Below are 13,595 nucleotides of genomic sequence, written 5' to 3' on the forward strand. Positions count from 1 at the left end.
CCCTGCATGGCGGTCTGCCCGGTGGACTGCTTCTACCGCACCGACGAGGGCGTGGTGCTGCACGACAAGGATGTGTGCATCGGCTGCGGCTACTGCTCGTATGCCTGCCCGTTCGGCGCGCCCCAGTTCCCCTCGCAGGGCACCTTCGGCGTGCGCGGCAAGATGGACAAGTGCACCTTCTGCGCCGGTGGCCCTGAGGCCCACGGCAGCCAGAGCGAGTTCGAGAAGTACGGGCGCAACCGCCTGGCCGAAGGCAAGCTGCCGGCCTGCGCCGAGATGTGCTCGACCAAGGCCCTGCTCGCCGGTGATGGCGATGTGGTGGCCGACATCTTCCGCAACCGGGTGTTGCAGCGCGGCAAGGGCGCCGAAGTCTGGGGCTGGGGCACGGCCTACGGCACCGCACAAGGGACCAAGTCATGATGCGCCGCCTCGCACTCGGCACCACCGTGGCCGCCGCCTTCCTGGCCCTCACGGCCTGCGGCGAGAAGCCGCAGGAAATGAACGCGGCCGGCGTCAAGCAGGACAGCGCGCCCTACCAGGGCGTGGGCAGCAGCCAGTACGCCAACACCAACTGGAAGGCGGGCGACAAGACCAGCTGGGAACAGCAGCTCAAGACGCGCGCGCAGTACGGCCAGAACGACTACACCCGCATGGGCGGCAACAAACCCTGAGGCCGCCACCATGTACAGCCTCCTGACTCAAGGCCTGCGCCGCTGGGCGTCGCCCAAGGTGTGGTGCATGGCGCTGTTGACGCTGAGCGCGGCCTGGGCGCATGCCCAGACGCTCAAGGTGGAGCCACCGCAGGAAGACCCGGCGCCACTCGGTGCAGCCGCACCGGCCAGTGGCCAGATGGGCGGCATCAAAGGCGCCAACATCTTCGAGATCGCGCCCGACGCGAACAAGGACCCGAAGTACCCGGAGCAGACCAATGCCGAACGCGGCAAGGTGCAGCCTGGCAACAACGCGCCCATGTGGCGCGACGTGGGCAAGGGCGTGACCGGCTATTCCAGCCTGCCGTACCCCGAGGCGGGCAACCTGATCCAGCCGTTCGCGGACTATCCCGGCGCGCGCCTGACCAACGCGGGCGAAGCCTGGCGGCAGGTGCGCAACCAGTGGATCATTCCCTATGGCGGTTCGGTGCTGCTCATCGTGGCGGTGGCCATCGCGCTGTTCTATTTCGCCAAGGGCGCGATTCCCTTGCACGGCCAGCCCACCGGCCGCGTGATCGAGCGCTTCACCTATTTCGAGCGCGCCGCGCACTGGGTCAACGCCATCGCCTTCGTGGCGCTGGCGGTCTCCGGCATCATCATGGCCTTCGGCAAGTTCTTCCTGCTGCCGATCATGGGCAGCACGCTGTTCGGCTGGCTGACCTACGCGCTCAAGAACCTGCACAACTTCGCCGGTCCGCTGTTCGCGGTGTCGCTGGTGGTGGTGATCCTCACCTTCGTCAAGGACAACCTGCCCGCCAAGGAAGACATCACCTGGCTGCTCAAGGGCGGCGGCCTGCTCAGCGGCCAGGAAGTGCCTTCGCACCGTTTCAACGCGGGTGAGAAGGTGGTGTTCTGGGCCGGCGTGTTCTTCTTCGGCCTGATCGTGGTGGGCTCGGGCCTGTTCCTGGACAAGCTGCTGCCCTCGGTGGACTACACGCGCGGCAACATGCAGGTCGCGCACATGATCCACGCCAGTGCCGCGGTGCTCATGATGGCGCTGTTCATGGGCCACATCTACCTCGGCACCATCGGCATGAAGGGCGCCTACAAAGCCATGAAGACCGGCTACGTGGACGAGACCTGGGCCAAGGAGCACCACGAGCTCTGGTACGACGACATCAAGGCGGGCAAGATCCCCGCGCAGCGCACGGCGGGCCCGGTGGACGCGGCCGGCGCGGCCGAGGCCTCGCGCGCCGTCAAGGCCTGAACACAACGAGACAACGAGGACCCATCCCATGACACGCAGCCTCCTGTGCCTGACCCTGCTGCTGGCCGCCACGGCCCACGCCAAGCTGCCCGCGCCTCCGCCGCCCACGGAAGAGGCCAAGGCCAAGGCCGCCGAAGCGGCGGCCAAGACCGCCTGGGCCGCCAAGGTCGACGGCTACAAGCTGTGCATCTCCATGGACAAGGCGGCCGCCAACTACTTCAAGACCGCCGCGGCCGCTGGCAAGAGCGTGCCGCCCGCCCTGCCCAATGCGCCGGCATGCACCGACCCGGGCCCCTTCACCTTCACGGCTGCCGCTCCGAAGCCCATCGAGGCGTCCGGGGCCCATTCGCCGGCGGAGACCGCCAAGGGCCCACCGAGCACGAACGCGCCGGCATCGGCCACCATGCCGGCCAAGAAATAAACCGCCCTTCCTGCCTTGCCATGGGCCGCACCCTCGGGTGGCGGCCCTTTTCATGCGGTAGTCTTCGCCCATGCCCCTGCTGCCCCAACTGACCCAGGCGCGCGCGCCGCTGACCCGTGAAGTCGAGGTCGTGAACGAGCACGGCGCGCGCGAGACCATCTCCATCCCCGCCGAGCGCGACCTCACGGTCTATGTGGACAAGCGCGAGCTGGTCACGCTCATGACGCTGGGCGCGCAGCCCGAGTGGCTGGTGCTGGGCTACCTGCTCAACCAGCGGCTCATTGCCTCGGTCGAGGAGATCGAGTCCATCACCGTGGACTGGGACGTGAACGCCGCGTCGGTCAAGACCCGGCACGGCATCGACCGCATCGAGGAGCGCACTTCCAAGCGCGTGGTCACCACCGGCTGCGGCCAGGGCAGTGTGTTCGGCAACCTCATGGACGAGATCGACAGCATCCGCCTGCCGGCCGAGGCCGGTCTCAGGCAATCAGAGCTGTACGCCATCGTCAATGCGATCCGGCTCAAGGAAAGCACCTACAAGTCGGCCGGCTCGGTGCACGCGTGTGCCCTGTTCCACGGGCAGGAGCTGCAACTGTTCGTCGAAGACGTGGGCCGCCACAACGCGGTGGACACCATTGCCGGCTGGATGGCATTGCAGGAAGACGCCACCGCAAGCCCCGCTGCGCCCGCCGCCGGCGAGAAGATCTTCTACACCACCGGCCGCCTCACCAGCGAGATGGTGATCAAGTCGGCCCAGATGGGCGTGGCGGTGGTGGTCTCGCGCAGCGGCATCACGCAGATGGGGCTGGACGTGGCCCTGCGCGTGGGCCTGTGTGCCATCGGCCGCGCCACCCACCATCGCTTCCTGTGCTATGCCAATCCGCAGCGCCTCGTGCTGGACGCCGTGCCCCCGGCCACGCCCCTGGCCCGCGAGCGCAGCGCCGCCGCTTCCTGAGCCGGCAGTGCCCGCGCGTTCGGGCATAAACTTGGGTCACCCCCATCCGAGAGACCCCTCCATGAGCCGAGACGTCCACGTCATTGACCACCCCCTGGTGCAGCACAAGCTCACCCTCATGCGCCGCAAGGACACCAGCACCAAGAGCTTTCGCGAACTGGTGCACGAACTCAGCGCGCTGCTGGCCTACGAGATCACGCGCGACATGCCGATGCAGGACATCGAGATCGAGACGCCCCTGGAGAAGATGACCTCGCGCGTGATCGACGGCAAGAAGGTCGTGCTGGCCTCCATCCTGCGCGCCGGCAACGGCTTCCTCGACGGCATGCTGCAGGTGATCCCGGGCGCGCGCGTCGGCCACATCGGCCTGTACCGCGACCCCGCCACCCTCAAGGCGGTGGAGTACTACTTCAAGATGCCGCACGACATGCACGAACGCGACGTGATCGTGCTCGACCCCATGCTCGCCACTGGCAACTCTGCCGTGAGCGCGGTGGACCGGCTCAAGAAGACGAACCCTCGATCGATCCGCTTCGTCTGCCTGGTCACCTGCCCCGAAGGTCTCAAGACCTTCCATGACGCCCACCCGGATGTGCCGGTCTACACGCCGGCGGTGGACCGGGGCCTGAACGAACACGGCTACATCGTGCCGGGCCTGGGCGACGCAGGCGACCGCATCTTCGGCACGAAATAGGACCCCCCGCACCGCGCCTGCGGCGCGGCGTTCTGAACCAATCCACGTCGGGCCGGTCCGATGTGTGGGTTCTGTTGATGCGATAAGGTCCGAAGAATGAGTACACCCCCCGCCTCGTTGCCCATCCGGTTCTGGACACTGGGCTGGTCCTCCCTGGTGCGCGACTGGCGCGCGGGCGAACTGCGCCTGCTGATGCTCGCCGTCACCCTGGCGGTGGCCGCGCTCACGGCCGTCGGCTTTTTCGCTGACCGCCTGCAGGGTGGCCTCACGCGCGACGCCAGCGCCCTGCTCGGGGGCGACGCCGTGATCAGCAGCGATCACGTGCCGCCTCCCGCGTTCGAGGCCCGGGCCCGCGAGCTGGGCCTGACCACCACGCAGACGCTGGGCTTTCCCACCATGGGCCGCGCGCGCGAGGAGGAGGGCGGCGCCGCCCGCCTGGTGGCGCTCAAGGCCGTGGGCGAGGGCTATCCGCTGCGCGGCAGCCTGCGCGTGGCCCAGGCCCAGGGCGCACCCGACAGCGCGACCCGCGAGATCCCCGCGCCCGGCACCGTCTGGGTGGACGAAGCCTTGCTGGTGGCGCTCGACCTGAAGATGGGCCAGACGCTGCTGTTGGGCGACTCGGCGCTCACCATCACCCGCCTCATCACCGTGGAGCCCGACCGGGGCGCCGGCTTCATGAGCTTCGCGCCGCGCGTCATGCTCAACATGGCCGACCTGCCTGCCACGGGCCTGGTGCAGCCCGCCAGCCGCCTCACCTACCGCCTGGCCGTGATCGGCGGGGAAGCCCGCGTGGCCGATTTCAGCCGCTGGGCAACCCAGGCCATGGAGAAGCCGGACGTGCGCGGCATGCGGCTGGAGTCGCTCGAAGGCGGCCGGCCCGAGATGCAGCAGACGCTGGGGCGTGCCGAGAAATTCCTCAACCTCGTGGCGCTGCTGGCCGCGCTGCTGTGCGCCGTGGCCGTGGCCATCGCCGCGCGCGGCTTCGCCCAGCGCCACCTGGACGACTGCGCCATGCTGCGGGTGCTCGGCCTCTCGCAGGGCACCATGGCGCGCGCCTACACGCTGGAGTTCGCGCTCATCGGCCTGTTTGCCAGCGCCCTGGGCGTGGCCATAGGCTATGCGGTGCACCATGCCTTCGTGCTGCTGCTGGCCGGCCTGGTGGAGGCCAGTCTGCCCGCGCCCAGCCTGGCGCCCGTGCTGCTCGGTCTGGGCATGGGCCTCACCCTCATGATGGCCTTTGGCCTGCCACCGGTGCTGCAGCTGGCCCAGGTGCCCCCGCTGCGCGTGATCCGCCGCGACGTGGGCCAGCTCAAGCCCGCCACGCTGGCCGTGCTGGGCCTGGGCGTGGCGGGTTTCGCCGCCCTGCTGCTGGCCGCCAGCCGCGACCTGCTGCTCGGCGCCATTGCCGTGGGCGGCTTTGCGGGCGCGGTGCTGCTGTTCGCCACCGCCAGCTACGCCGCGGTGCGCGTGCTGCGGGCCAGTGTGAACGAAGCCACCGCGCCGCGCGCCCTCGTCATGGCCACGCGCCAGCTCTCGGCCCGGCCTGCCTACGCCGTGGTGCAGATCAGCGCGCTGGCGGTCGGTCTGCTGGCGCTGGTGCTGCTGGTGCTGCTGCGCACCGACCTCATCGCCAGCTGGCGCAACGCCACGCCGCCCGACGCGCCCAACCGCTTCGTCATCAACGTGCAGCCCGAGCAGGGGGAGGCCTTCCAGCAGGCGCTGCGGCAGGCCGGCGTGCAGCGCTACGACTGGTACCCCATGATCCGGGGCAGGCTGGTCACCATCAACGGCAAGGCCGTGGTGCCCGAAGACTTCACCGAAGACCGCGCGCAGCGCCTGGTGGACCGCGAGTTCAACCTCTCCAACACCGCCACCGTGCCCGACCACAACCCCGTGGTGGCCGGCCGCTGGACCGACAACGAGCCCGATGCGCTGAGCGTGGAAGAGGGCCTGGCCGAAGAACTCGGCCTCAAGCTCGGCGACCGCCTGGGCTTTGACATCGCCGGCCAGGTCACCGAAGGCCGCATCACCAGCCTGCGCAAGGTGGACTGGGGCTCGATGCGGGTGAACTTCTTCGTCGTGTTCCCGGTGGCGCAGGTGCCCGACGTGCCGCTGAGCTACATCAGCGCCTTTCGCGCGCCCGAACCCACCAATGGTTTCGACAACGCCCTGGTGCGCCAGTTTCCCAACATCACCAACGTCGACATGAGCCAGACCATCGCCCAGGTGCAGCGCGTGCTGGGGCAGGTCATCAGCGCGGTCGAGTTCCTGTTTGCCTTCACCCTCGCGGCCGGTCTGGTCGTGCTGCTCTCGGCGGTCACCGCCACGCGCGGCGAGCGCGAGCGCGAGTTCGCCATCCTGCGTGCGGTGGGTGCGGGCTCGCAGCTGTTGCGCCAGGTGCAGCGCATCGAGCTGCTCGGCGTGGGCCTGCTGGCGGGCTTCCTGGCCTCGGCGGTGGCCGTGGCGGTGGGCTGGGCGCTGGCGCGCTTCGTGTTCCAGTTCTCGTGGACGGCCTCGCCCTGGGTGCCGCTGGGCGGCGCCGTCGCGGGCGCCCTGCTGGCGCTGCTGGCGGGCTGGTGGGGGCTGCGCAGTGTGCTGCGCACGCCGGTGGTGGAAACCTTGCGCAAGGCGGCGGTCTGAAGAACGGCATGAGCGATCTCGAACAACACCAGGAACCCACGCCACACGCCACGCCGTTCGACTGGATCGGCGGCGAAGACCGGGTGCACGCCCTGGTCGACCGCTTCTACGACCTGATGGACATCGAGCCACGCTACCGCGAATTGCGCGCCGCCCACGGCAGCACGCTGGAGAGCGCGCGCCAGAAGCTGTTCTGGTTCCTGTGCGGCTGGCTCGGCGGCCCGCAGCACTACACCGAGCGGTTCGGCCATCCGCGCCTGCGCATGCGCCACATGCCCTTTGCCATCGGCATCGTCGAGCGCGACCAGTGGCTGGCCTGCATGGACCAGGCCATGGGCGAGACCGGCGTGGATGCGGCGCTGCGCGAGCGGCTCAAGACCAGCTTCTTCCAGACGGCGGACTGGATGCGGAACTCGCCAGGCTGAGCCAGCCCTGGCGGCGGCCAGCCAGGCCCCGCCTCAGGCCGAGCGCAGCAGCACCACCAGCGCTCCAGCGCCGCCTTCGGCCGGGCGCGCCTGCACGAAGGCGATCACCTCTTTCTTCTGCACCAGCCAGCGCAGCACGCGGTTCTTCAGTACCGGGGTGCGCCCGGGTGAGCCCAGGCCCTTGCCATGCACCACGCGCACACAGCGCAGGCCCGCGTGATGGGCCTCGCGGATGAAGCGGCCCAGGGCCTCGCGGGCTTCGTCGGTGCGCAGGCCATGCAGGTCGATCTGGCGCTGGATGCTCCAGCGGCCTTCGCGCAGCTTGCGCACGATCTCCGGCCCCAGCCCCGGGCGGCGGTAGCTCAGCAGCTCATCGGTGTGCAGCAGGGTTTCGACGTCGAACTCGTCCGACAGAGCCTCGCGCATCACCGAGGCCTCGTCGCGCTGTCGCTGCAGCGGCATCGGGTCCACTGGCACGGGGCGTGGCTCGATGCGGCCCCGGTGGGGAATGGGGCGCACCGGGCCCACCGCCAGTTCGAACAGGCGGTGCTCGCGCTCGCGGCGCAGCGCGGCCAGCCGCTCCACCTCGCGCCGCTGGGCCTCAGCCGCGGCGCGTTCGGCCATGGCCCGCTTGAACGCCTTCAACTCGGCCAGCGTGTGGACTTTCATGGCGGGAATTGTCGCCCGGTCCGCTCCCGGCTGCCCGGCGCAGGGCTTACATCAGCCCCTGCTGGGCCATGGATACCGCCGTTTCCCGGGTGACCACGAAATGGTCGAGCACGCGCACGTCCACCAGCGCCAGGGCCGTCATGACCGTGCGCGTGAGCTCGACATCGGCGAGCGAGGGTTCGGCGTTGCCACTGGGGTGGTTGTGCGCCAGTACCACCGCAGCGGCGTGGTGGTGCAGGGCCCGCACCACGATTTCGCGCGGGTACACGGTCGCCTGGGTGAGGGTGCCGCGGAACATGTCTTCCATCGCGATCAGGCGGTTCTGGCTGTCCAGAAACATCACGGCAAAGACCTCGTGCGGCCGGGCGCCCAGCTGCAGTTGAAGGTATTCCCGCGCCGCTCGGGGGCTCTCGAAGACGGCCTTGGCCTTCAAGTCCTCGGCGAGCGCGCGCCGGGCAAGTTCCAGCACGGCGATCACCACCGTGCGTTTGGCGGGGCCCAGCCCCTTGATCTGCCGGAGTGCGTCGGCGCCGGTGTGCAGCAGGCCGTTGACGCCGCCGAAGCGTTGCAGCAGCTCCTCCGCGAGGGTGAGAACGTTCTTGCCGGCAATGCCGGTGCGCAGCAGCAGGGCGAGCAGCTCGCCGTCGCTCAGGGCACCGGGCCCTCTTTGAAGCAGTTTTTCGCGGGGGCGTGACTCGCGAGGCCATTGCTTGACGCCGTTGATTGACGGGCCATTCATGAGAGGTCCTTCCTGAAGGGGTGGGGTTTTTACAATAGGGGCTGTTTCGGCTCCCAGCCGCCTTTTTCGCATACTTTTGACTGACATTCTCCCCCGCCCTATGCCCCAAGTCCAAGAAGGCTCCTTCCTGACGCTGCACTACCGCATGTCCGGGCCGCAGGGCCAGGTGATCATCGATACCTTCGAGGGCAAGCCCGCGACGCTCAGCCTCGGCGCGGGCGAGCTCTCGCCCGCGATCGAGCAGCACCTGATCGGGCTGGAGGAAGGCACGCGCACGGTGATCGAGCTGGCCGCTGGCGAAGCTTTCGGCGAGCGCCAGCCGGACATGGTGCAGTGGGTGGCGCGCAAGCTGCTCAACGAACTGGGCGACCCGCACGAGCAGTACGCCGCAGGCGACGTGGTGCAGTTCCCCACGCCCGACGGCCTGGGCAGCTATGCCGGTGCGGCGGTGCAGGTGCGCGAGGACGGCGCCGTGCTGTTCGATTTCAACCACCCGCTGGCGGGCCAGCCCGTGCGCTTCGAAGTGCAACTGATCGGGGTGCTCTGATGGGCGACGCACCCGAAATCATCATGGCCGAGCCCCGGGGCTTCTGTGCCGGGGTGGACCGCGCCATCGAGATCGTCGAGCGCGCACTGGCCAAGTTCGGCCGGCCGATCTACGTGCGCCACGAGATCGTGCACAACACCTACGTGGTCAACGACCTGAAGTCCAAGGGCGCGATCTTCATCGAGGAGCTCTCCGACGTGCCGCCCGGCGCCACGCTGGTGTTTTCGGCGCACGGCGTGAGCAAGGCGATCCAGGAGGAAGCCCGGCGGCGTGGCTTCCAGATCTTCGATGCCACCTGCCCCCTGGTGACCAAGGTTCACGTGGAGGTGGCCAAGCTGCACCGCGAGGGCTACGAGTTCATCATGATCGGCCACAAGGGGCACCCGGAGGTGGAGGGCACCATGGGCCAGCTCGACAGCGGCATCCACCTGGTGGAGGACGTGGCCGACGTGGCCCGCGCCGCGCCCGCGCAGACCGAGAAGCTCGCCGTGGTCACGCAGACCACGCTGTCGGTGGACGACGCAGCGGAGATCCTCAGCGCCGTCAAGGCGCGCTTTCCCAGCGTGCGCGAACCCAAGCAGCAGGACATCTGCTACGCCACGCAGAACCGGCAGGATGCGGTCAAGCTGCTGAGCCCGCAGGTGGACATCGTGATCGTGGTCGGCAGCCCCACCAGCTCCAACAGCAACCGCCTGCGCGAGCTGGCGGTCAAGCTGGGCACGCCCAGCCACATGGTGGACAGCGCCGAAGAGATCCAGGCCGAGTGGTTCGAGGGCAAGAGCCGCGTGGGCCTGACGGCGGGGGCCTCGGCGCCCGAGATCCTGGTGCGCCAGGTGATCGAGCGCATCAAGGCGCTGGGCGCAATCTCGGTGCGCACCATGGACGGCTTGACCGAGACCATCAAGTTCCCGCTGCCCAAGGGCCTGAAGATCGACGGCGAAGACAGCCAGCCGCTGGAACACCTGCGCTGAGGCGCGCCTGCCGCGCCCGGCCAGGGCGCAAAACTACAATCGCCGCATGCTAGACATCGTTCAACTGAGAAAAGACCTCGACGGGGTCGTGGCGCGCCTGCAGACCCGCAAGCAGCCGCAGCCCTACCTGGATGTGCCCGCCTACCAGGCGCTGGAGTCCGAGCGCAAGGCGCTGCAGACCCGCACCGAGGACTTGCAGAGCCAGCGCAACACGCTGTCCAAGCAGATCGGCATGCTCAAAGGCAAGGGCCAGCACGCCGAGGCCGATGCGGCCATGGCGCAGGTGGCGGCGTTCAAGGCCGAGCTGGAAGCCTCGGCCGCGCGGCTGGAGGTGATCCAGGCCGAGCTGCAGAACCTGCTGCTGGCCGTGCCCAACCTGCCGCACGAGAGCGTGCCCGTGGGCAGCGACGAAAACGGCAACGTGGAGCTGCGCCGCTGGGGCACGCCGCGCACCTTCGACTTCGAGCTGCGCGACCACGTGGACATCGGCGAACGGCTCGGGCTGGACTTCGAGACCGGCAGCAAGCTCGCCGGCTCGCGCTTCACATTCATGCGTGGCCCCATCGCCCGCCTGCATCGCGCGCTGGCGCAGTTCATGCTGGACGTGCAGACGCAGGAGCACGGCTACACCGAGTGCTACACGCCCTACATCGTCAATGCAGAGACGCTCCTGGGCACCGGGCAATTGCCCAAGTTCGAGGGCGACATGTTCGCGGTGAAGAAGGGCGGGCAGGAAGGCGAGGAAGTGCCCGACACGCAGGCGCTCTACCTCATCTCCACCAGTGAAATCACGCTGACCAACACCGTGCGCGACACGGTGCTGGCCGAGACCGATCTGCCGATCAAGCTCACCGCTCACACGCCGTGCTTCCGTTCCGAGGCCGGCAGCGCCGGGCGCGACACGCGCGGCATGATCCGCCAGCACCAGTTCGACAAGGTCGAGATGGTGCAGATCGTGCACCCGGAGAAGAGCTACGAGGCGCTGGACGCGATGACCGGCCACGCGGAGGCCGTGCTCCAGAAGCTGGGCCTGCCGTACCGCGTCATCGTGCTGTGCACGGGCGACATGGGCTTTGGCTCGACCCGCACTCACGACCTGGAGGTGTGGGTGCCCGCACAGGGCACCTACCGCGAGATCAGCTCGGTCTCCAACTGCGAGGCCTTCCAGGCGCGGCGCCTGCAGGCGCGTTTCAAGAATGCGCAGGGCAGGAACGAACTGGTGCACACGCTCAACGGCTCGGGCCTGGCGGTGGGCCGCACCCTGGTGGCGGTGCTGGAGAACTTCCAGAATGCCGACGGCAGCGTGACGGTGCCCGAGGTGCTGCGGCCTTACCTGGGCGGGCTGGAGCGGCTCACGCCCCAGTGAGCGCCCGCACGGCGGCCGCCCGCCGCCGTGAGTCGAACCCGCCCGGCCCCCAGCTGGCGAAGAGCCTCACCGTGCTTCGGTTGACTTGCTTGCCAGCCTGAGACCTCGGGCGCCGGGAAGGCTAGGGCAACGGCGAAGGTGGGCCGGGTGGCCGGTCACCTCCGACGTGGGCGCGCGCCAGGAGGTCTCTCAGATCGGACAGCCCGACCGGTTTCTGCAGGCGCGCGTCAAAGCCGTCGAAATCGGCGCGACCGGCCTTCTCGTCCTCGGCGCCGTAACCCGTGACGGCGGCGGCGAAGAGGGTGTCGCCACCCGGCAGGGCGCGCAACTCCCGCAGCACCTGGGCGCCATTCTTGCCGGGCATGCCGATGTCGACAAAAGCCATGCGAGGGCCGTCCTGCCGGGCGGCTTCCAGTGCCGATTCGCCGTCGTAGGCGGTGCGCACGCGGCAACCGAGCATGCGCAGAAGGTCGGCGAGGCTGTCGGCCGCGTCGCGGTTGTCGTCGACGACCAGGAGCCAGGGTGTTTCCGGCTGGCCAGCCTGCTCGTCCATGGACGCGCCGGGCAACTCGACATGAAAGACGCTGCCCAGGCCCAGGCCCGGGCTGGTGGCCGAGATCGTGCCGCCGTGCATCTCCACGATGGAGCGCGCCAGCGCCAGCCCGATGCCCAGGCCGGACTGCCGCGACGCGGCAATGCCGTCGCCCTGGGAGAACAGGGCGAAGATGTCCTGGATGGACGCGGCCGGGATGCCTTCGCCGTTGTCAGCGACCTCGACACGCAGGCGGCTGCCGCTCACGCGCGCGCTCAGCTTGATCGTGCCGCCGATGGGGGTGAACTTGGAGGCATTGCCCAGCAGGTTCTGCAGCACCTGGGCGAGGCGGATCTCATCGGCGTTCACCCAGACGCGGGCGGAGGGGATGTCGACGTCGAAGGCCTGCCCCCGGGCGTCCATCGACGGCCGCACCGCCTCGATGGCCCTGGCGGCCACCTGGTTGAACGACACGCGCTCGGGCCTGATGCGGATCTTGCCGCTGGTCAGGCGGCCGGCGTCCAGCAGGTCGTCGATCAGCCGTGTGAGGTGGGTCAGTTGCCGGTCGATCATGTCGCGGCTGGTGCGCAGCGTCGGGCTGGGCGAGCCTTCCAGCTGCAGGATCGACACGGCGTTGCGGATGGGCGCGAGCGGATTGCGCAACTCGTGGGCGAGCATGGCGAGGAACTCGTTCATGCGCTTGAGGGAGTGCTCCAGCTCGCGCAGCTTGCTGCGCTCGCTCATGTCTCGCGTGACCTTGGCAAAGCCGAGCAGCGCACCGTCGGCGCCGTGGATGGGCGTGACGATGATGTTGGCCCAGAAGGTCGAGCCGTCCTTGCGCACGCGCCAGCCCTCGTCTTCGGTCCTGCCGTGTTGCAGGGCGTCCTGGAGTTCCTGCGCGGGCCGGCCCGCCAGCATGTCTTCCTGCCGGAAGAACATGCTGTAGTGCTTGCCGATCACCTCGCTGGCCGTGTAGCCCTTGATGTCCTCGGCCCCGCTGTTCCAGCTCTGGATGATGCCCTCGGGGTCGAGCATGTAGATCGCATAGTCGCGCACGCCCTCGATCAGCAGGCGAAAGCGCTCCTCGCTTTGCCGCAGGGCCTGCTCGTGGGCGCGCCGTTCGGTGAGGTCGCGCGTGACCTTGCCGAAGCCGGTGAGGGTGCCTTGCGCGTCGCGCATGGCGGTGATGACCACGTTGGCCCAGAACGGCGTGCCGTCCTTGCGCACGCGCCAGCCTTCTTCCTCGTACTTGCCGACCGCTGTCGCCAGTTTGAGCTCGTGCTCGGGCCATTGCCGCTCGCGTTCGGACGCCGGGTAGAACATGGAGAAGTGCTTGCCGATCACCTCGTCGGCGCGGTAGCCCTTGATGCGTTCGGCTCCCGCGTTCCACGACATCACGCGACCCGACGGGTCGAGCATGAAGATGCCGTAGTCCTGGACGGCCTCCACCAGCAACTGGAAGCGGTCGGCGGGAGACGGTTCGCGGGTGTGGTTGTCTGTCACTGCAGGGCGTTCCAGGGTTGCGCGAAAGGGTGGCCAAGACCGCGAGTCTACGCCGCGCCGGCCAGGGGGGTGTGTGGGCTGGCGCACGAAGTCTCCGGGCGGAATTGCCCTGGCTTTCCCGGTCTGTTCGTGGCCTTGCAGATTCCCCGGCATGGGAAATTCCTTGTCCTGACAGGTCGCCTGCACCGGCCCACTTTCGGGCTGCGTCGGGCATTC

Annotated in this window: 14 protein-coding genes; 11 read left to right on the top strand and 3 right to left on the bottom strand. The window is 68.9% G+C overall.

Going from position 1 to position 13,595, the window contains the following annotated elements:
- The 8 genes from KIT86_RS06745 to KIT86_RS06780 form a co-directional block, all read left to right on the top strand.
- Window positions 1-420: 4Fe-4S dicluster domain-containing protein (locus tag KIT86_RS06745; protein ID WP_297396429.1), on the top strand; the 420-nt coding region annotated here is incomplete at its 5' end.
- Window positions 417-671, top strand: a complete 255-nt coding sequence (locus KIT86_RS06750) for a hypothetical protein (RefSeq protein ID WP_297396432.1) — start codon at window positions 417-419, stop codon at window positions 669-671. The genes KIT86_RS06745 and KIT86_RS06750, both read left to right, overlap by 4 nt.
- Window positions 672-681: 10 nt before the next feature.
- Window positions 682-1,917, top strand: a complete 1,236-nt coding sequence (locus KIT86_RS06755) for a formate dehydrogenase subunit gamma (RefSeq protein ID WP_297396435.1) — start codon at window positions 682-684, stop codon at window positions 1,915-1,917.
- A 28-nt stretch (window positions 1,918-1,945) separates the two neighbouring features.
- Entirely contained in the window at window positions 1,946-2,338 is a 393-nt protein-coding gene (locus KIT86_RS06760) for a hypothetical protein (RefSeq protein WP_297396439.1), read from the top strand.
- A gap of 70 nt (window positions 2,339-2,408) precedes the next feature.
- Window positions 2,409-3,293, top strand: a complete 885-nt coding sequence (locus KIT86_RS06765; RefSeq protein ID WP_297396441.1) for a formate dehydrogenase accessory sulfurtransferase FdhD — start codon at window positions 2,409-2,411, stop codon at window positions 3,291-3,293.
- A 61-nt stretch (window positions 3,294-3,354) separates the two neighbouring features.
- The gene (upp, locus tag KIT86_RS06770; protein ID WP_297396444.1) at window positions 3,355-3,987 is read left to right on the top strand and encodes a uracil phosphoribosyltransferase; all 633 of its coding nucleotides are present in this window, start codon (window positions 3,355-3,357) and stop codon (window positions 3,985-3,987) included.
- 96 nt (window positions 3,988-4,083) lie between these two features.
- Window positions 4,084-6,627, top strand: coding sequence for an FtsX-like permease family protein (locus tag KIT86_RS06775; RefSeq protein WP_297396447.1), 2,544 nt, complete (start codon window positions 4,084-4,086; stop codon window positions 6,625-6,627).
- Window positions 6,628-6,635: 8 nt separating this feature from the next.
- Window positions 6,636-7,052, top strand: coding sequence for a group II truncated hemoglobin (locus KIT86_RS06780; RefSeq protein ID WP_297396449.1), 417 nt, complete (start codon window positions 6,636-6,638; stop codon window positions 7,050-7,052).
- Between the two features lie 33 nt (window positions 7,053-7,085).
- Here KIT86_RS06780 and KIT86_RS06785 read toward each other — a convergent pair whose 3' ends face one another.
- Both KIT86_RS06785 and radC read right to left on the bottom strand, forming a co-directional pair.
- Window positions 7,086-7,721, bottom strand: a complete 636-nt coding sequence (locus KIT86_RS06785) for a Smr/MutS family protein (protein WP_297396452.1) — start codon at window positions 7,719-7,721, stop codon at window positions 7,086-7,088.
- Window positions 7,722-7,767: 46 nt separating this feature from the next.
- Complete coding sequence (gene radC / locus KIT86_RS06790; RefSeq protein WP_297396455.1) at window positions 7,768-8,460, bottom strand: DNA repair protein RadC; 693 nt, start codon at window positions 8,458-8,460, stop codon at window positions 7,768-7,770.
- 100 nt (window positions 8,461-8,560) lie between these two features.
- Here radC and KIT86_RS06795 point away from each other — a divergent pair, with 100 nt between their 5' ends.
- The 3 genes from KIT86_RS06795 to serS are packed head-to-tail and all read left to right on the top strand — an operon-like array spanning window position 8,561 to window position 11,344.
- Window positions 8,561-9,007, top strand: a complete 447-nt coding sequence (locus tag KIT86_RS06795) for an FKBP-type peptidyl-prolyl cis-trans isomerase (protein WP_297396458.1) — start codon at window positions 8,561-8,563, stop codon at window positions 9,005-9,007.
- The gene (gene ispH / locus KIT86_RS06800) at window positions 9,007-9,978 is read left to right on the top strand and encodes a 4-hydroxy-3-methylbut-2-enyl diphosphate reductase (RefSeq protein ID WP_297396461.1); all 972 of its coding nucleotides are present in this window, start codon (window positions 9,007-9,009) and stop codon (window positions 9,976-9,978) included. Before KIT86_RS06795 ends, ispH begins: the two co-directional genes overlap by 1 nt.
- Window positions 9,979-10,024: 46 nt before the next feature.
- Window positions 10,025-11,344: a serine--tRNA ligase gene (gene serS, locus KIT86_RS06805; protein ID WP_297396463.1), complete on the top strand. Its 1,320-nt coding sequence runs from the start codon at window positions 10,025-10,027 to the stop codon at window positions 11,342-11,344.
- A gap of 121 nt (window positions 11,345-11,465) precedes the next feature.
- Here serS and KIT86_RS06810 read toward each other — a convergent pair whose 3' ends face one another.
- On the bottom strand, window positions 11,466-13,379 hold the full coding sequence (locus KIT86_RS06810; RefSeq protein WP_297396466.1) for a PAS domain S-box protein: 1,914 nt from the start codon (window positions 13,377-13,379) through the stop codon (window positions 11,466-11,468).
- Window positions 13,380-13,595: the final 216 nt, after the last annotated feature.

This window comes from Hydrogenophaga sp., from assembly GCF_026125825.1.
Classification (GTDB): Bacteria; Pseudomonadota; Gammaproteobacteria; order Burkholderiales; family Burkholderiaceae_C; genus Hydrogenophaga.

Excerpts from the sequence above, each read along its gene's own strand:
- ispH (WP_297396461.1), top strand. The coding sequence starts at position 9,007 with ATGGGCGACGCACCCGAAATCATCATGGCCGAGCCCCGGGGCTTCTGT.
- KIT86_RS06785 (WP_297396452.1), bottom strand. The coding sequence starts at position 7,721 with ATGAAAGTCCACACGCTGGCCGAGTTGAAGGCGTTCAAGCGGGCCATG.
- KIT86_RS06760 (WP_297396439.1), top strand. The coding sequence starts at position 1,946 with ATGACACGCAGCCTCCTGTGCCTGACCCTGCTGCTGGCCGCCACGGCC.
- KIT86_RS06765 (WP_297396441.1), top strand. The coding sequence starts at position 2,409 with ATGCCCCTGCTGCCCCAACTGACCCAGGCGCGCGCGCCGCTGACCCGT.
- radC (WP_297396455.1), bottom strand. The coding sequence starts at position 8,460 with ATGAATGGCCCGTCAATCAACGGCGTCAAGCAATGGCCTCGCGAGTCA.
- serS (WP_297396463.1), top strand. The coding sequence starts at position 10,025 with ATGCTAGACATCGTTCAACTGAGAAAAGACCTCGACGGGGTCGTGGCG.
- upp (WP_297396444.1), top strand. The coding sequence starts at position 3,355 with ATGAGCCGAGACGTCCACGTCATTGACCACCCCCTGGTGCAGCACAAG.
- KIT86_RS06795 (WP_297396458.1), top strand. The coding sequence starts at position 8,561 with ATGCCCCAAGTCCAAGAAGGCTCCTTCCTGACGCTGCACTACCGCATG.
- KIT86_RS06775 (WP_297396447.1), top strand. The coding sequence starts at position 4,084 with ATGAGTACACCCCCCGCCTCGTTGCCCATCCGGTTCTGGACACTGGGC.
- KIT86_RS06755 (WP_297396435.1), top strand. The coding sequence starts at position 682 with ATGTACAGCCTCCTGACTCAAGGCCTGCGCCGCTGGGCGTCGCCCAAG.
- KIT86_RS06750 (WP_297396432.1), top strand. The coding sequence starts at position 417 with ATGATGCGCCGCCTCGCACTCGGCACCACCGTGGCCGCCGCCTTCCTG.
- KIT86_RS06780 (WP_297396449.1), top strand. The coding sequence starts at position 6,636 with ATGAGCGATCTCGAACAACACCAGGAACCCACGCCACACGCCACGCCG.